Raw genomic sequence first — 18,082 nt, 5'->3', positions numbered from 1 at the left:
AAGGGGGTTTGATATCATGCTTTTTCTATTTTGATTGCACATACCTTGTATTCAGGTATACGTGCGAATTCGTCAAGGGCAGCATTTGTGAGCTTATTAGCATTTCCGTCCGGGAAGTGGAAAGTCATAAAGGATTCGCCTTCGTTGACTTTTCTTCCGACCAAGGCTTCTGTCTCTAGTTCACCTCTTCTGGAATACACCTTGACCCTGTCATGGTTTCCGATTCCCAGTTTCTGGGCATCCTTATAGTTGATCTCAATGTAGGATGAATTTGAGATTATATTGATTCCAGGGGACCTCCCAGTCATGGCTCTGGTATTATAGTGGTACAGCATCCTGCCCGTGTTGAGAAGGATTGGATATTCCTCATCCGGCAGTTCTGCCGCTGGTTTGTATACAGCTGGGTAGAAATAGCCGAGACCTCTCGAAAACACTTCGCAGTGCATGATCGGTGTGCCGGGATGGTCACTGTAGGTACATGGCCACTGAAGGCTTTCACCTCTGTCCAGACGTTCAAAGCTTATTCCGCCGAAACTTGGCGTCAGCCTGGCAACCTCATCCATAATATCGGATGCGCTGTCATAATGAGCAGGGTAGCCCATTCTAGTCATCAGGTCGCAGAAAATATCCGTATCGAGTCGCTGCTCGCCTTCCAGTTCCACTGCCTTTCTGACTCTCTGCACCCGCCTCTCTGTGTTGGAGAAGGTACCTTCTTTCTGGGCATAGCTTGCACCAGGAAGGATGACATCTGCATAAGCTGCCGTCTCGGTCATGAACAGTTCCTGTACTACAAGAAACTCAATATTGTTAAGCGCATTGTTCACATGGCCGGTATCCGGATCTGTTACAATCGGGTCTTCACCGAATATATACAGGCCCTTTATTTTGCCTTCATTTGCAGCAACAAAAACTTCTGTGGACGTGAGTCCCTTGGAGCTGGAAAGACTGACGCCCCAGGCTTTTTCAAACTTGCTAATAACCTCAGGTTTATTTGCCTTCTGATATCCAGGGAAGTCTGTCGGCAGACAGCCCATGTCACAGGCACCCTGAACATTGTTCTGTCCTCTTAACGGATTGACACCGCATCCTGCTTTTCCGATTTTACCAACAAGCATTGCGATATTTGACATCGACATAACGCCCTCAGTACCGGTGGAATGCTCCGTGACACCAAGGCAATATATTATCGGAGCCTTCTCCGCTTTTGCGTACATAATGGCTGCTTCCCTTAATGCGTCTGCATCTATCCTGCAGATTGCGGCAACTTTTTCCGGCGTATACTCAGCTACGATTTTCTTTATTTCATCATATCCTTCTGTTCTGGCTGCGATATATTCTTTGTCCTCAAGACCTTCGCTGATAATGATGTTCATGATCCCGTTGGCAAAAGCAACATTGGTACCTGGCCTTATCTTCAGGTGGATATCCGCTTCCTCTGCCAGTGTGGTCTCACGTGGGTCTACTACGATGAGCTTACAGCCGTTTTGTTTCGCACGTCTGATCCTGGAACCGATAACCGGATGGGCTTCGGTGGTATTGGAACCTACAATCAGCATAACCTCTGGTTCCTCTGTGATATCTTTGATGGTGTTGGTCATGGCACCAGATCCAAGTGTTATGGCGAGACCTGCTACAGTTGCAGAATGGCACACTCTGGCGCAATTGTCGACGTTATTGGTTTCAAAGACAGTCCTTACCATCTTCTGCATAACGTAGTTGTCTTCATTCGGAGCTCTTGAACAGGAGAAGCCTGCCAGGGAATTCGGACCGTATTTTTTCTTAAGTTCAGTCATTTTGGAAGCAATCAGGTCAAGGGCTTCATCCCAGGTAGCCTGCTCAAACTTGCCGTTTTTCTTGATTAAAGGATGTTTCAGTCGATCCGGTGAATGAACGAAATCATGGGAGCCGAAACGTCCTTTTACGCAGAGCTGTCCTTCGTTTGCTGGTCCTGGCGCTCCTTCGACTGCGACAATTTTGCCTTTTTTTACAATCAGATTCATCTGGCATCCGGTTGCACAGTGTGGGCAGGTGGTTGTAACTTTTTTTGTTTCCCAGACACGGTACTTCTTGGAATCTTTCAGCGTGAGGGCACCAACGGGGCAGGCCTGGACGCAGTTGCCGCAGCTGACACAGCCGCTCTCCAGATAAGGTACTCCCATGAAAGTGGAAATGCTTGTCCCAAATCCTCTGTCTGCTGCAGAAAGGACGCTGTCGCACTGGATGTGCTCACAGGTTCTAACACATTTCCGGCAAAGGATACATTTAGTATGATCAAAATCAAAGAACGGGCTGGATGTATCAACCGGTTCCGTACATTTCAAGCCTTTAAAACTGGTCCTTTCCACACCGTACTGTACACAGTAGTCCTGCAGCTTGCACTGTCCGTTGGCCGCACAGTTAAAACAGTCCAGATTATGGTTGGAAAGAAGCATATCGAGCACAAAACGGTGTGAGTCGATAACTTTTTCTGTGTCCGTGCGGACTACCATTCCTTCAGAACATATTGTATTGCAGGATGTCTGCAGTCCCCGTGCGTTCTCAACTTCTACCAGACACATCCGGCAGGAGCCTTCCGGTGAAAGCTCTTTCATGTGACATAATGTGGGAATATCAATCCCTAATTGTGTGCTTGCTTCTAAAATAGTGGTTCCTTCTGGAACTTCTATTTGTATATTATCTATTGTAAGTTTAGGCATCTTCCTATCCCCTCCTGACTGCGTTTACAGGGCATACATCATAGCATGTTCCACATTTAATGCATTTATCTGTATTTATTACATGTGCTTTTTTGAGCTCACCATCGATTGCATTCGTCGGACAGTTTTTTGCACACTTTGTACATCCGATACAGGTTTCGGCATCGATGGAATAAGTAATAAGGTTTTTACATACCCCCGCTGGACATTTTTTGTCTACAACATGGGCTATATATTCATCCCTGAAATAGCGTAGAGTCGAAATAACCGGGTTTGGAGCTGTCTGTCCAAGTCCGCACAGGGAGTTGGATTTGATATCCATGCAAAGCTTCTCCATCTTTTCCAAGTCTTCGAGGGTGGCTTCTCCCTTAGTGATGGAATCAAGCATTTCATAAAGCCGTCTTGTTCCTACGCGGCAAGGGGTGCATTTTCCACAGCTCTCATCCACCATGAACTGCAGGAAGAATTTGGAAATGTCAACCATACAGGTATCCTCATCCATTACAATGAAACCTCCGGATCCCATCATGGATCCTATGGCAACCAGGTTATCGTAATCTATTGGAGTATCCGCATGCTCAGCCGGAATGCAGCCTCCAGAAGGTCCGCCGGTCTGAGCCGCTTTGAATTTTTTGCCGTTTGGAACACCGCCGCCGATTTCTTCCACAATATCTCTGAGGGTGGTGCCCATCGGGACTTCTATAAGACCAGTGTTTGTGATTTTTCCACCCAGTGCAAAGACCTTGGTTCCCTTAGATTTCTCTGTGCCGATGGATGAAAACCACTCCGGGCCATTGAGGATGATCTGAGGTATATTGGACATGGTTTCCACGTTGTTCAGGATTGTGGGTTTATCAAAGAGTCCTTTTACTGCAGGGAATGGAGGTCTTGGACGTGGTTCGCCTCTTTCTCCTTCGATAGAACGCATCAATGCTGTTTCCTCGCCGCATACAAATGCGCCGGAACCGAGCCGCAGTTCTATATCAAAATCAAAACCTGTTCCCATGATGTTTTTTCCAAGAAGTCCCATTTCCCTGGCTTCATCAATGGCAAGATTCAGCTTTTTGACAGCAGTCGGATATTCCGTACGCACATAAATATACCCCTGGCTGGAACCGATTGTATAGCCAGCAATAGCCATGGCCTCAAGCACCACATGCGGATCGCCTTCCAGCACCGCCCTGTCCATAAAAGCACCGGGATCGCCTTCGTCTGCGTTGCAGCACACGAATTTCTGGTCAGCCGCATTGGCTTTGGCAAATTTCCATTTGTTGCCTGTAGGGAATCCTGCTCCGCCTCTTCCACGCAGCCCGCTGTCTAAAAGTGTCTGGATTACATCGTCCGGTGACATCTCGGTCAGTACCTTGCCAAGAGCCAGGTATCCGCCGGTACCGATATATTCTTTAATATCTTCAGGATTAATGACACCGCAGTTTCTTAAAGCGATGGCATATTGTTTCTTGAAGAATCCGGTGTTTTTTAGGGGCAGTATTCCATCATCCATCTGCATTTCATGATACAACAGACGTTTGACAACATTTCCTTTCAGGATATGTTCTTCTACGATTTCAGGAACATCTTTAACTTTAATCTGTGTATAAAATGCGCCGCCGGGACATACTGTCATGACAGGCCCCATGGAACAGAGTCCCTGACATCCGGTACGGATTATTGTAACTTCTTTTTCAAGCTTTTTTTCTTCAATCTGCTGTCTTAAGGCATCCAGTACTTTATCGCTTCCGGAAGATTCACAGCCTGTGTCGCCGCAGATCAATATCTGGATGCTGCTTTCATCTCCGTTGGCCTTTGCTTCGCCAATCATTTCTTCGCCAATCCTTCTGACGGCCATGATACCCTGCATTGTATGATTGATTTCTTTTAACTGATCAAGAGATATCATTAAAATATCCTCCTATTTTTCTTTTGCTATTCGTATTTACCAAGAATTCCGTCAATATCATCAGACTTCAGCCGTCCGTAAACCTCGCCGTTTACTATAACGACTGGTGCGAGTCCGCAGGCTCCAAAACAGCGGCATTCATCAAGAGAAAATTTTCCATCGGGTGTGATTCCACCTGGTGCTATCCCTAATTTGTCACTGAGTCTGTCCAACAGGTTTCCGGCACCCTTAACATAGCAGGCTGTTCCAAGACATATCTGAATCTGGTTTCTTCCTTTTGGATTTAAAGTAAATTGAGCGTAGAAACTGACTACGCCGTAAACCTGTGATTTTGGAACCTTAAGTCCATCTGCTATCATATTCTGTACTTCGATAGGCAGATAACCATATAATTCCTGGGCTTTCTGTAGTACTGGCATCAGGGCTCCTGCCTGATGTCTGTGCTGTTCGATAATACCGTGCAGCAGCTTTTCCTGTTCTTCCGTCCCTGAGAATGGAATAACCGATTTCTTAACTGACATTATAAACCTCCTGTTAGATGTTCTTGTATATGATTCGAGACATGAATCAATTATTGTCCAAATCGAATCTTTTATCTATAAAAATTCTATAATCTTTGTGACAATAATTTGGTAAAAATTGATAAAAATATGACGAAATCTGACCTCGTATATAGTAATATGCAATCCTTAATAATTCATTATACGTCGAGTTGCCCTCTTTTACAAGTTACAATACGGAATCAGATATAAGAAAAATACAACTGTATAACCTGGTGTCCATAAAGCAAAGCTAAGCCAATTCCAACTGCCAGAAAAGGTCCGAAGGCAAAGTGGGATTTCCTTGCGGCGCTCTTCCAAAACTGCCTTCAATCAGAAGCGTAAGAAGCAGCATGGGGACACTTATGCATAATGCCCCAATCAGCCGGGTGTCACAAAATGGACAGACGGATCCGCCTGTCCTGAACGATATTTTATTTGGCAGTCGGTATGTCACCACATTTATGAAGCTGGCAATTGATGCACTTATCATGAAAATAAATTCGACACGTCTTATACAAGGCGGAAGAATTACTCCCAGGGCATTTCCTCATGTTCGCTGATTTTGTCACGCAGCATAAGGTCATATACGGCATTTTTGGCATCCGCATTATTGAAAAGAACCTCGCTCACCTTTTCGGTAATAGGCATTTCCACATTATACTTATGGGCCAGGTCAGTAGCCGCTCTTGCGGAGACGATGCCCTCCACTACCATGTTTACTTCTTTGACGGCCTCTTCCATGGTTCGTCCCTGTCCAATCAGTATCCCTGCACGGCGGTTTCGGCTGTGCATACTGGCGCAGGTAACAATCAGATCTCCGATGCCGGATAATCCGTAGATAGTCGCGGGCTTCGCACCCATGGCTTCTCCCAGTCTGGCAATTTCCTTGATTCCCCTGGTAATCAGGGCGGCCTTTGTATTGTCTCCATACCCAAGGCCATCGGCGATGCCGGCTGCCAGTGCTATAACGTTTTTAAAGGCTGCACCCAGTTCCATGCCAAGCACATCGGAACTGGTGTAAACACGAAACACATCATTGGCAAAAATGTTCTGAAGATATTCTGCGGTTTCCTGTGTCTTTGCCCCGACCACAATGGCAGTAGGCATTCCGTTACCTACTTCTTCTGCATGGCTGGGGCCAGAAAGTATCGCCACATCTGCCTCGGGCAATTCTTCGCCAATGACCTCGGAGAGGCGCATAAGTGTTTTATCCTCTATACCCTTGGCAACGTTGACGATAATCTGCCCTTTGGAAATTTTTCCCTGAAGACGGTGGGCCGTAGCTCGGACAAACTTCGAGGCAACAGCCATTACAATTACGTCCTTACCGCTGACTGCTTCGTCCAAATCACTGGTGATAGCAATCTCCTGAGGGATTTTTATGCCGGGAAGCCCAATTTTGTGTTCTCTTTCCGTGAGAAGCATGTTTACTTCGCTTTCCAATGCGGACCACATAGTTACTCTATGTCCATTTTTATGAAGCAGCAGTCCAAGGGCTATTCCCCAGCTTCCCGCTCCCAGTACGCTTATTTCTGCCATGTTATAAACCTTCTTTCTTTTGTCCAAATTTATTTTCCGATTTATTTATCAGTCTGACGATGTTTCCCCTGTGTTGGAAATATGCGAGGGCCGCTATTACCAAGACCAGTAGGTAAGCCTCGATTTTGAATGCGTTCCCCAAAGAATACCATTTCATTTGCACAAAAAGGATGAATTCAATAACGAATCCCGTCACCAGTGACAAAGACCCCAGAGAAACATATTTGGTTACGGCAATGACGACTATGAACGTCACCAGACCGATCAGGATCAATCTCCAATCCAAAAGCGAGATGACGATACCGCCTGTGGCGGCAATGCCTTTACCACCCTTGAAATTAAGATAAAAAGGAAAGTTGTGTCCGAGCACGACTCCGATACCGGTGTATAAGAGCAGCACCGTTATATCAATGTCGGACCCATGAAAAACAAGCCTCGTCAACAGCCCGGCAACGACGGCTTTTATGACGTCTCCAATAAAGGTAATGATGCCGGCTTTTTTGCCGAGAACCCGGAGTGCATTCGTGGTTCCGGCATTGCCGCTGCCTGAGGTGCGGATATCAACATGCTTAATCCGCCCATAAATATATCCAGTCTGAAATAAACCAAAAACATAACCAATTACCAAGCAAATAATACGTTCCATGATCCTATTCTCTGTCCTTTCGTTCTCTGACGATGAATTTCAGTGATGTTCCCTTGAAACCAAAGGCCTCCCTGATTTTGTTCTCTATATATCTCGTATAGGAAAAATGCATAAGTTCCTTGTCGTTTACAAAGATAACGAAGGTTGGCGGTTTTACGGTAACCTGTGTCATATAAAAGATTTTCAGACGTTTTCCCTTATCTGATGGAGGCTGCTGCAGCGCGGTCGCTTCCGTAAGAATCTCATTCAGGACTCCAGTGGAAATCCTCATGCTTTGGTTTTGTTCGATGGTATCGATTAATTCATAAAGCTTAGGAAGCCTCTGGCCGGTTACTGCCGATATGAATATTATTTCTGCATATGGCATGTAGGACAGAACTTCTCTGACTTTCCGCGTATGTTCGTAAATGGTCTTGTCATTCTTTTCAATCAAATCCCATTTATTTACGGCGATTATCACGCCTTTTCCGCGTTCGTGGGCAATGCCGGCTATTTTGGCATCCTGTTCCGTCACCCCGTCCGCGGCATCTATGACATGTATGACGATATCGCTTCGTTCAATAGCAGAAACAGTTCTGATAATACTGTATTTTTCAAGGTCCTCGTTTACTTTTGATCTTCTGCGCAGACCGGCAGTATCAATGAACACATATTTCCGTCCGTTTTTCTCTATTTCCGTATCTATGGCATCCCGGGTAGTTCCGGCTATGTCGGATACGATGACCCTGTTTTCCCCGATGAGTTTATTGATAATAGAGGATTTTCCTGCGTTCGGTTTTCCGACGATGGCAATCTTGATTTTCTCTTCTTCCTCTTCGTCATCCGTATCAGGAAAATTCTTCACCACTTCATCCAGAAGATCTCCAAGGCCCAGTTTGGAAGCGCCGGAAACTGGAATCGGTTCACCGATTCCCAGATTATAGAATTCGTATACATCCGGCATGAATTTTTCGAAGCTGTCCACTTTGTTGACGACCAGCAATACAGGCTTGTGACTCCTCCGCAGCATGTCCGCTACCTTTAAATCGGCATCGGTGACACCCTGGCGGACATCAGTTATAAATACGATGACATCTGCTGTGTCGATTGCAATCTGGGCCTGTTCCCGCATCTGGGACAGGAGTATGTCCGCAGAATCTGGTTCAATACCGCCGGTATCGATCATGGTAAAGTTTTTGTTGACCCATTCCGCATCCGCATATATTCTGTCCCGGGTAACACCGGGGGTGTCTTTTACGATGGAAATACGGCTGCCGGCAATTGCATTAAACAATGTCGACTTCCCTACGTTGGGCCTTCCTACGATTGCCACTATTGGTTTACTCATATGTGTCTCCTCTTTTTCTATCGTCATAAAGACGTCTGTATACACCTGTGTTTTTGTTGTTCCCGGAGTATTTGCGATTACTGAGTACTGCCTGCAGCAGATTCTCGCCACTTGTATCCACAACAGTTATCTCCGTGTTGAGTGCTTCTTCCACGCCCCGGATGCTTACGTCATCCAGGAATACATCTTCTCCGCTTCGCAGCATATTGACCGGAAGCAGCAGATTATCAGCCGATTCCAGTCCCTTCAGCTGGCTGATAAGATCCTGACCCGTGACAAGGCCGGATACCGTAATGCTTTCACCAAAGAAATCATTGCGGATGGCATACACCTTAACGGAGGTATAAGGGAATTTAGTCTGCAGGCTTTCCATGAGCCTGCACATATAGGGTGCCGCACTCATGCCTGTGGCGATGGATAGCTTTCGTACACAGTTATCTGGGCTTGCTTCATTTAGGGCGGCTGTGAATTCCTCTATAAGAAGGCGCATCATACCTACTCCATTCTCTAACTGTGGGTAGCCGTCATAGTTTTCCTCTGAAGGAAAATCCCTTCCGGCAAGTATATACCATTCATCACTGGCATGAACAAAATGCGTGCCTTGTTCATTATACAGTTTGTTTTTCCACTTTTCTATCGTCGCAATTACATTTCTGGCATCTTCGGATTCAAAGGCATCCAGTTTTTCCAGGCCATCTCTGAATTTTGTCAGTCCCGCTGGAACGACAGAAAGACTTTCTGCCAGAGGTATGAATCCGGATAGATTCTTGATAGTCTGTTCCAGTTCATCTCCGTCATTCACTCCTTTACAGAGCACAATCTGAAGATTCATATGGATCCCGGCATCAAAAAGGGTTTTCAAATGTTTCAGGGAATCTCCGGCAAAACGGTTGTGCAGCATCCGGCATCGGAGCTCAGGATTGGTGGTATGGACAGAAATGTTGATTGGTTCCAGGTGATATTTAATAATGCGTTCAATATCTTCATCCTTCATATTGGTAAGGGTGATATAATTTCCCTGTAAGAAAGAAAGCCTGGAATCATCATCTTTGAAATACAAGGTGTCCCGCATTCCCGCAGGAAGCTGATCTATGAAACAGAACATGCATTTGTTGCGGCATGACCGGTAATCGTCCATTAGACCACTATCAAAATCCAGCCCCAGGTCTTCTCCTGGTTCCTTTTCCACCTCAAAAATCCATTCATCGCCATCGGGTTTTGCAACCAGAATCTCAATGTATTCATCATCTATTAAAAAACGGTAGTCAAAGACATCTTCGACCTCTTTATCGTTAACGGATATCAGTCTGTCTCCGGGTTCGATACCCAGCTCTTCCGCAATGGAACCTGGGACTACGGTGCAGATGAAATGTCCTTTTTTACTCATTCATTTTATCCTTCTGTGATTTTTGTTATATAATAACAATATTCCCGAGTTTTGTAAAGCAATCCGCACACTATGATTTCAGCATCAGTATGGCAGCCAGATTCCCTCTCTTCCCTTCCAAGCCTCTGTGGGAAAACATCGTTTGCTTGTTGCAGCAGGTACAGATATCCGGTTTCGTGATGTTTTCTGCCTGGATTCCTGCTTCTCGAAGAACAAATTCATTGGCTTTCCATAAGTCGAGGTTGTATTTTCCATTCGCTTTTTTCTTCAGCATGGAGGACATCTGCTCTGGCGTAAACGCTCCATAAAACATTCCAGTCACATCCTCACTGACTTCATAGCAGTCCTGACAGATAGACGGTCCTATGCAGACGATAAGATCCGAAGGGTTTGTTCCAAAAGAGCTGTGCATGGCATCTGCAGTGGCCTTTCCGATTTTATTCACTGTTCCTTTCCACCCTGCGTGGGACAGACCGATGGATTTTGTGACCGGATCCAGAAAATACAACGGAACGCAGTCAGCATAAAGGGTTGTCAGGGCGACGCCGGGTTCATTAGTAATCATCCCGTCTACATCGTGAAAGTCCCGTTCCTTAGAGATGCCCTTTCCTCTGTCTGCTTTTGTCATTATTCGGACATTGGCAGTATGCGTCTGGTCACTGATTGTAACGCTGGCCGGGTCAATAGATAAAGCCTGGGCAAAGCGGCGGAAATTCTCCAGAACATTTTCTTTTTCATCCCCGCGGGTAAAGCTTAAGTTCATTGTGGAAAAGATTCCTTTGCTTATCCCGCCAAGACGTGTTGAAAATCCATGTCTGACCAGACCGGTATTTTCCAGCGCAGGATAGCTTATATAGGTGATTTCCCCAACAGAAATTATTTTTGTTGAATTGCTCCCAGAAACTTTTTTTATATTCAAATCGTTCATCCCTGGAATCCTCCATAGGCATTTCTTATCAATTCCAGTTCTTTTCCTAATATCAGAACCGCATCAAAACGTGCCGGTGTTTCATCCTGGTATCCATGCGTAAGCAGGAAATGTCTGGCTGTATTAAAAATTGTCAGTCTTTTGCGTCCGCCAATTGCTTCCGCAGGAAACCCATAATCCGTGCCGTTTCGGTATTTCACTTCCACAAAGCAGATATATCCGTCTTCTTTAGCCACGATGTCAATTTCTCCGGTCCGGCACCGGTAGTTCATTTCAAGGATGGTATATCCCTGTTCCATGAGGAATTCGGCTGTGATCTTCTCAAATTGTGCACCCGTTTGTCTTTTGTTCAATTCTTCATCTCCTGATGATTGCCAGCAGCTATACAAAGTTCCGGATAAACGTTCTCCTGTGGATGGGAGACGGTCCAATTTCCCTTAAGTTGGCAATATGTTCTTTTGTACCATAGCCTTTATGGCCTGCAAAACCGTATTCTGGATAGAGATAGTCATATTCCTTCATTATCCGGTCACGGGTAACCTTGGCGATAATGCTGGCTGCGGCAATGGATATGCTTTTTGCATCACCCTTTATGATAGGTACCTGCGTACAGGCAAGTCCCGGAATGGTGACGGCGTCGTTTAACAGCACGTCAGGCTGTATTTTCAGCTTTCCAACTGCTTCCCGCATGGCTTTATAGGTGGCCTGAAGAATATTTATTTCGTCTATTTCCTCTGGTCCGACTATCCCGATTTCCACCGCGATGGCCTTTTCCAGAATTTCATCATACAGGGATTCGCGTTTTGTTTCTGAAAGCTTTTTTGAATCATTTAAATACAGGATTTCTTTGTTCTTATCCAGTATGACGGCACCTGCCACCACTGGTCCGGCCAGAGGCCCTCTTCCGGCCTCATCAATTCCGCACAAGAATCCATAAAGGGCATATTCCTTTTCAAATGAGGACATTTCCTCAAGGCGCAGTCTTTCTTTTATGAGCTTTTCCTGTTTCTTTTCTTCTGTCATGGGATTGCTCCTATTCTGGGTATTCCAGGGTGATGCGTCCTAATTTTCCGCTTCGGAAATCATCCAACAAGATATTGGCTGCTTTTGATATATCAAATTCTCCGCCCTTTAACAGGCAGTGTCTGCTTCTGGCAATTCCCTGCAGATTCTGGACCATGTCATCTTGTTCTTCCATATCATATCTGGAGGCTAAAAGTCCGGTGTAATTGGCGTGCAGGAATTTAAGAAGCGCCACGGCGAGCTCATCGATATTTAATATATCATCCTTAATCGAGCCAATCAGTGCAAGCCTGAGCCCCACAGCCTGATCGTCGAATTTTGGCCAGAGTATTCCGGGCGTGTCTAGAAGTTCCAGGTTCTTGGCGATTTTTATCCATTGTTTTCCCTTGGTTACGCCTGGTTTATTGCCGGTCTTCGTACAGGCTCTTCCTGCGTAGGAGTTTATGAATGTAGATTTTCCAACGTTGGGAATTCCCACCACCATAGCCCGCACAGGACGGCTCAGAATGCCTTTCCTGCGATCCCTCTCGATTTTCTCCTTACAGGCTTCCAGAACGGTACGGTTTATATCCTTGATCCCTTTTCCGGATTTGGAATTTATTTCCAGGACATGATGCCCCTGGTTCCGAAAATATTCCATCCATCTTTTATTTGCATGTTCGTCTGCCAAATCACATTTGTTCAGAAGTATAAGTCGTGCCTTATTACGTCCCAGATTATCTATATCGGGGTTTCGGCTGCTCAGGGGGATTCTTGCATCTACCAGCTCTATCACCAGGTCGATCAGCTTTATATCTTCCTGCATCATTCTTTTAGCCTTGGTCATATGACCGGGGTACCATTGGAAAATCATATTTATCCTCGTTTCTATTCTATAAATCCAATCTGCGCTGTCGGACCTGAACGGAACCAGGCCCTTCCCAGAATATCATTCCTGTTAACGTTTCCAAATCTTTCAGACCGGCTGTCTTCGCTGTTGTTCCAGTTATCACCCATGACGAAGAATTCATCTTTGCCCAGAAGAATTTCCTTTCCGGCTCTGCCGGGTGTCACGATATCATTCTGCTTATTATTATAATCAAGCTTTACCCCGTCAATATAAATCCGTCCTTTTATAATCTGCACGGTTTCTCCGGGAAGACCTATGATTCTCTTTATGTGATATTGCACCACTCCATTTTCTTCCACGCCGACAATAACAAGGTCATACCGGTCTGGACGGAAGATTTCGTGGGTAATCCGGTCGACCAGGAGCGTATCCCCGTCGTTTACTGCCGGTACCATAGAACTGCCGCTGACCGTATACTGGTAGCCGTAGAAGTTCAACAGAAACAGAGCGACGGCAATTACGATTACGGTATCCGTCCCCCACATTAAAATTTTTTGATACAGCGATCTTTCATCTGGCTCATTCATATAATCATTCTCCGTAACAGCCCTCATTCTCTATACAAAAAAAGGACAAAATACATTATGTAATTTGTCCAATCTTATTTAAGCTATTTGATCAGTTCTTTAACTTTAGCTTTCTTTCCGATTCTGTCTCTTAAGTAGTTGAGTCTGGCTCTTCTTACTTTACCATGTCTCACTACCTGGATATCAGCAACAGTAGGGGAATGTAATGGCCAGGTTCTTTCGACACCGACACCATTGGATGTTTTTCTTACAGTAAATGTTTCTCTTGAGCTTCCGCCCTGTCTTTTCAAAACTGTACCTTCAAAAATCTGAATTCTCTCGCGGCTTCCCTCTTTGATTCGGGCATGTACCCTAACAGTATCACCTACATTAAATGCAGGAACGCTTTCTCTTAACTGGGCAGTTTCAATATTTTTGATAATATCATTCATTATGTGTGACCTCCTATATATTATTCGATGTTCTTAATACGTTTCGTAACAGAGGACCATCTGTTTCACAGCTTAATTACTTTATCATATCTCATTTATGAATGCAAGCTTTTTAAATGCAAGACTGATTTAATCCTTGTTTTTTTTGAGCAAATCAGGTCTTCTTTCCAATGTCCTGGCATGGGACTGCTCTTTGCGCCATTTTTCAATATTCGCATGATGCCCTGACAGGAGAACCTCCGGCACCTTCATGCCCATGAACTCATCTGGTCTTGTATACTGCGGATACTCCAGAAGATTATCCGAAAAAGACTCGGTAGCCGCCGAATCCTCGTTGCTGAGAACACCGGGTACCATCCTGGAGATGGCGTCTACCATTACCATGGCGGGCAGTTCTCCGCCGGTAAGTACATAATCACCAATGGACACATAATCCGTGACAATCAATTCCAAAACCCTTTCATCAATTCCCTCATAATGGCCGCATAAAAGGACCAGGTCCTCTTCCGTGGCGAAATCTTTGGCCATGTCCTGGTTAAATACCTTCCCCTGGGGGGTCAGATAAACAACTCTTGGTTTTTTATCCGTGGATGCAAGGATATGCTGATATGCATCATAAATAGGTGCTGCCTGCATGACCATTCCGGCTCCGCCGCCATAAGGATAATCATCGACTTTTCCGTGTTTATTTCCCGAAAAATCCCTGATATTTATTGCCTTAACCGAAATATGCCCATTGGCTATGGCCCGGCCGGTTATACTGGTATTCAGCCCATTTTCGACCATTTCAGGAAACAGAGTAAGTATGTAAAAATTCATTAATCCATCAGCCCTTCCGGAATTTTGACTGTCATTATTTTTTTCTCCAGATCTGTATTTAAGATGCATTCACGAATTGCTGGGAGTAGAATTTCTTTTTTATCGGAGCCTTCAACAACATATACATCATTTGCCCCGGTTTGAATTACATCTGTGAGGGTCCCAAGAAGTATTCCGTCATCCGTCACAACCTGCAGTCCTATCAGATCAACAATAAAATATTCCCCTTCTTCCAGTGGAACAGCGTTCTCGCGGCTGATGAAAAGTTCCTTTTTTTTGAGCTTTTCTGCCTCTTCAATCGTTTCAAATCCTTTGAATTTCAAAACAACAAGGTTTTTTGTGAATTTCACCCCTGTAATTTTCAAAGGAAGGATATCCTTGTCCGTGTAGAGGAGAACTTCCTTCAGATCCTTGAAACGTTTCGGATCATCCGTTGTTGGAAAAACCTTGACTTCTCCCTTTAATCCGTGTGTTCCGGTAATGACACCTACTCTTAATACATCCTGCATAATATTCCAGCCTCCATTAACCTACAAAGGGCCGCCCAGCAGACTGGTGCGGTCCCGTGTAATATGAACTTATTGCAGTCACTGTAATATTTCAACAATAACTTTTTTATCTTCTTTAGTGGCAAAAGCCTTTACCACAGATCGGATGGCGTTGGCAATTTTACCCTGTTTTCCGATTACTTTCCCCATATCTGAGGAAGCAACCTTTAGCTCGATTATCAGAGAATTGTTTTTCTCTTTTTCGGTTACACTTACTTCTTCCGGAGAATCCACAAGCGCTTTAGCAATAACCTCAACCAATTCCTTCATATTCGTTCACCTCGAAAAACCTATTTCGTGATGTTAGCCTGTTTGAATAATTTTGCAACTATCCCAGTTGGCTGTGCGCCGTTTGCTAACCATTTTTTAGCAAGTTCCTCATTGATCTTTACTGCGCTTGGTTCTCTTGTAGGATCGTATGTTCCAATTTCTTCGATGAATTTTCCATCTCTTGGAGAGCGGGAATCTGCAACGATTACTCTATAGAAAGGAGCTTTTTTCTGTCCAAGTCTTTTAAGTCTGATTTTTACTGCCATGTGTTTCACCTCCTTAGGATTAATGTATATATAAATTTTCAGAATATGATATTCTGGAAAATTTTATCAAAATGGCATTTTGAATTTCGAACCCATGCCGAACATGCCTTTTTTGCCGCCCTTCATCATGCCGGGCATCTGCTTCATAAGTTTTCTTGCTTGTTCAAACTGCTTGATTAGCCTGTTGACTTCACTTATATCAACGCCGGCTCCCTTTGCAATTCTTATTTTCCTGGAAGGGTTGATGATGTTGGGGTTTGCTCTTTCTTCCAATGTCATGGAGTAAATAATGCCTTCTATCCTGCCAAGGGATTTTTCGTCCGGCATAGGCGCGTCTTTCATCTTAGACCCCATTCCTGGAATCATGCTCATTATATCCGCCAGACCACCCATATTTTTTATCTGCTGCATATATACAAGGTAATCATCAAAACCGAAGTCAGCCTTTTTGAAACGTTTCTCCAAATCCTTCGCCTGATCCATATCCACACTGGCTTCCGCCTTTTCAATCAGGGATAAGATGTCCCCCATCCCAAGGATACGGGAGGCCATGCGATCAGGATAGAATTCTTCCAGATCTGAAAGCTTTTCACCCATTCCTCCGAATAGAATCGGTTTGCTGGTCACCGCCCGGATGGAAAGGGCTGCTCCGCCACGGGTATCGCCGTCAAGCTTGGTAAGTATTACGCCATCGATGCCGATTCTTTCATCAAAGGTGGTAGCAACATTTACGGCATCCTGTCCAGTCATGGCATCCACCACGAGGACTGTTTTGTATACATCAACATTTTTCTTGACTTCAACCAGCTCTTCCATCATGCTTTCGTCGATGTGAAGGCGACCAGCTGTATCTATGATAAGTACATTGTTTCCGTTTTTCTTTGCGTGTTCGACAGCTGCTTTGGCGATATCTACCGGCTTCTGGCTGCTTCCCATGGAAAATACGGGTATGCCGAGCTTTTCCCCGTTCACCTTGAGCTGTTCTATGGCAGCTGGTCTGTAAACATCACAGGCGGCCAAAAGTGGTTTTCTTCCTTTAGCAGCGAACTTTCCTGCCAGTTTTGCAGCAGTGGTAGTCTTTCCGGCGCCCTGAAGGCCAGCCATCATAATAATGGTCAGCTCATTGGAAGGCCTTAACTTCAGCTCTTCCTTTTCGGATCCCATCAGACTGACCATTTCTTCATTAACAATCTTAATGACCATCTGTCCTGGAGTGAGGCTGTTCAGAACATCCGTGCCCACTGCCCTTTCCGTCACGGTGTTTACGAAATTTTTAACCACCTTGAAGTTGACGTCCGCTTCTAATAGGGCCATCTTCACTTCCTTAAGGGCGTTTTTTACATCCGTTTCGGTCAGGCGGCCTTTACTTTTTAAATTTTTAAATATATTCTGCAGTTTGTCAGATAAGCTCTCAAATGCCATCTACATTCACCTATAATTCTTCTAAAATTTTATCAGCCATGGAACTTATTTTCTTAATGAGCTGAAAGTCCTTCGTGGCTTCAAAAGATGCCGACATGCTCTTTATTTCGCTGGTCAGCTCTTTAATCTTCAGGAATTTTTCAATCAGGTGCAGCTTTTCCTCATAGCCGCTTAAAGCCGCCTCTGACCGTTTGACAGAGTCATGTACCGCCTGTCTGGAAATACCTTTTTCTTCGGCAATCTCGCTCAAAGTAAGATTGTTTAATGCAAAGTCCTCGTAAATATTTTTCTGATGAGGATTAAGCAGTTCCCCGTAAAAATCATATAATAAAGACTGTTCCAAAATCTTTTCCATTTCATCACCTAAGTCATTCTAATATATAAAAGCCCGGGTGTCAAGCGTTTTATCTTGACACCCGGGCTTTTGTTATTCTTTTTTCTTTACCGCCAAATTCTTAGGCATGCTCCTTCTTAAGGACAGAATCTCAAATCCGGTCTTCTCATACAGGGTACCCATGATTCCCTTTGGTGCGATCATGATGACCACCACCGCGATGATGCCCAGGATGATCATGGACATGCCAGGGAAGTTGAACAGGAACTGGGTGAGCAGCACGTACAGGATGGCACCCAGGATAGGCCCTTCCATGGTCCCCATCCCTCCGATGATGACCATGAAGGTCATGGCGACGGTCCAGTTGATGGAGAAGCCTGAATCCGGAAGGATGTAGCCCTGCACCATGTACATGACGCCTCCGGCCAGACCCGTAAAGAAGCAGGCAATGATATAGCAGGTGATCTTGGCCCGGTAGATGTTGATGCCCATGGTCTCTGCCGCACCGACGTTGTCACGCATCGCCATCAGGGCCAGGCCCGTTCTGGAGCGCATCAGCAGAAAGACGACCGCCACCGCTACGACGCC

The 18,082-nt window shown here is 45.1% G+C and carries 21 protein-coding genes; all 21 read right to left on the bottom strand.

Translation table 11 applies throughout. The features are described 5' to 3' along the window. Positions 1-14: 14 nt before the first annotated feature. Positions 15-2,696 (bottom strand): formate dehydrogenase subunit alpha, encoded by a 2,682-nt coding sequence (gene fdhF / locus BUA79_RS00110; RefSeq protein ID WP_073992331.1) that lies wholly within the window; start codon positions 2,694-2,696, stop codon positions 15-17. A gap of 4 nt (positions 2,697-2,700) precedes the next feature. After that, the gene (locus BUA79_RS00105; RefSeq protein ID WP_073992501.1) at positions 2,701-4,518 is read right to left on the bottom strand and encodes an NADH-ubiquinone oxidoreductase-F iron-sulfur binding region domain-containing protein; all 1,818 of its coding nucleotides are present in this window, start codon (positions 4,516-4,518) and stop codon (positions 2,701-2,703) included. A 104-nt stretch (positions 4,519-4,622) separates the two neighbouring features. Further along, positions 4,623-5,117 (bottom strand): NADH-quinone oxidoreductase subunit NuoE family protein, encoded by a 495-nt coding sequence (locus BUA79_RS00100; RefSeq protein WP_073992330.1) that lies wholly within the window; start codon positions 5,115-5,117, stop codon positions 4,623-4,625. Positions 5,118-5,388: 271 nt separating this feature from the next. After that, entirely contained in the window at positions 5,389-5,628 is a 240-nt protein-coding gene (locus tag BUA79_RS00095) for a prepilin peptidase (protein ID WP_073992329.1), read from the bottom strand. A gap of 38 nt (positions 5,629-5,666) precedes the next feature. After that, a complete protein-coding gene (locus tag BUA79_RS00090; RefSeq protein ID WP_073992328.1) occupies positions 5,667-6,677 on the bottom strand; it encodes an NAD(P)H-dependent glycerol-3-phosphate dehydrogenase in 1,011 nt (336 codons plus the stop codon). Position 6,678: 1 nt separating this feature from the next. Next, the gene (gene plsY, locus BUA79_RS00085; RefSeq protein WP_073992327.1) at positions 6,679-7,323 is read right to left on the bottom strand and encodes a glycerol-3-phosphate 1-O-acyltransferase PlsY; all 645 of its coding nucleotides are present in this window, start codon (positions 7,321-7,323) and stop codon (positions 6,679-6,681) included. A 4-nt stretch (positions 7,324-7,327) separates the two neighbouring features. Then, on the bottom strand, positions 7,328-8,650 hold the full coding sequence (gene der, locus BUA79_RS00080; protein WP_073992326.1) for a ribosome biogenesis GTPase Der: 1,323 nt from the start codon (positions 8,648-8,650) through the stop codon (positions 7,328-7,330). Continuing rightward, positions 8,643-10,037 (bottom strand): DUF512 domain-containing protein, encoded by a 1,395-nt coding sequence (locus tag BUA79_RS00075; protein ID WP_073992325.1) that lies wholly within the window; start codon positions 10,035-10,037, stop codon positions 8,643-8,645. The genes der and BUA79_RS00075 overlap by 8 nt, the downstream gene beginning before the upstream one ends. A 70-nt stretch (positions 10,038-10,107) precedes the next feature. Next, positions 10,108-10,965 (bottom strand): peptidoglycan editing factor PgeF, encoded by an 858-nt coding sequence (gene pgeF, locus BUA79_RS00070; RefSeq protein WP_073992324.1) that lies wholly within the window; start codon positions 10,963-10,965, stop codon positions 10,108-10,110. Beyond that, positions 10,962-11,318: a YraN family protein gene (locus tag BUA79_RS00065; RefSeq protein ID WP_073992323.1), complete on the bottom strand. Its 357-nt coding sequence runs from the start codon at positions 11,316-11,318 to the stop codon at positions 10,962-10,964. Before BUA79_RS00065 ends, pgeF begins: the two co-directional genes overlap by 4 nt. A gap of 28 nt (positions 11,319-11,346) precedes the next feature. Beyond that, entirely contained in the window at positions 11,347-11,988 is a 642-nt protein-coding gene (locus tag BUA79_RS00060; protein ID WP_073992322.1) for a ribonuclease HII, read from the bottom strand. Between the two features lie 10 nt (positions 11,989-11,998). Beyond that, complete coding sequence (ylqF, locus tag BUA79_RS00055) at positions 11,999-12,841, bottom strand: ribosome biogenesis GTPase YlqF (RefSeq protein WP_073992321.1); 843 nt, start codon at positions 12,839-12,841, stop codon at positions 11,999-12,001. 14 nt (positions 12,842-12,855) lie between these two features. Next, the gene (gene lepB, locus BUA79_RS00050) at positions 12,856-13,404 is read right to left on the bottom strand and encodes a signal peptidase I (RefSeq protein WP_073992320.1); all 549 of its coding nucleotides are present in this window, start codon (positions 13,402-13,404) and stop codon (positions 12,856-12,858) included. Positions 13,405-13,487: 83 nt separating this feature from the next. After that, positions 13,488-13,835 (bottom strand): 50S ribosomal protein L19, encoded by a 348-nt coding sequence (gene rplS / locus BUA79_RS00045; protein WP_073992319.1) that lies wholly within the window; start codon positions 13,833-13,835, stop codon positions 13,488-13,490. A gap of 129 nt (positions 13,836-13,964) precedes the next feature. Beyond that, a complete protein-coding gene (gene trmD / locus BUA79_RS00040) occupies positions 13,965-14,654 on the bottom strand; it encodes a tRNA (guanosine(37)-N1)-methyltransferase TrmD (RefSeq protein ID WP_073992318.1) in 690 nt (229 codons plus the stop codon). Then, positions 14,654-15,163 (bottom strand): ribosome maturation factor RimM, encoded by a 510-nt coding sequence (rimM, locus tag BUA79_RS00035; protein ID WP_073992317.1) that lies wholly within the window; start codon positions 15,161-15,163, stop codon positions 14,654-14,656. The genes trmD and rimM overlap by 1 nt, the downstream gene beginning before the upstream one ends. A gap of 78 nt (positions 15,164-15,241) precedes the next feature. Further along, entirely contained in the window at positions 15,242-15,472 is a 231-nt protein-coding gene (locus BUA79_RS00030; protein ID WP_073992316.1) for a KH domain-containing protein, read from the bottom strand. Positions 15,473-15,492: 20 nt separating this feature from the next. Further along, positions 15,493-15,738, bottom strand: a complete 246-nt coding sequence (gene rpsP, locus BUA79_RS00025; RefSeq protein ID WP_073992315.1) for a 30S ribosomal protein S16 — start codon at positions 15,736-15,738, stop codon at positions 15,493-15,495. Between the two features lie 66 nt (positions 15,739-15,804). Next, positions 15,805-17,160 (bottom strand): signal recognition particle protein, encoded by a 1,356-nt coding sequence (ffh, locus tag BUA79_RS00020; protein ID WP_073992314.1) that lies wholly within the window; start codon positions 17,158-17,160, stop codon positions 15,805-15,807. A gap of 10 nt (positions 17,161-17,170) precedes the next feature. Further along, complete coding sequence (ylxM, locus tag BUA79_RS00015; RefSeq protein ID WP_073992313.1) at positions 17,171-17,515, bottom strand: YlxM family DNA-binding protein; 345 nt, start codon at positions 17,513-17,515, stop codon at positions 17,171-17,173. Between the two features lie 72 nt (positions 17,516-17,587). Continuing rightward, the coding region (locus BUA79_RS00010) for a branched-chain amino acid ABC transporter permease (RefSeq protein WP_143147858.1) at positions 17,588-18,082 on the bottom strand (495 nt) is incomplete at its 5' end.

This window comes from Parasporobacterium paucivorans DSM 15970 (assembly GCF_900141895.1).
GTDB lineage: Bacteria > Bacillota > Clostridia > Lachnospirales > Lachnospiraceae > Parasporobacterium > Parasporobacterium paucivorans.
The sequence above is the reverse complement of the archived record's forward strand: the minus strand, read 5'-3'. Positions and strand labels throughout refer to the sequence as shown.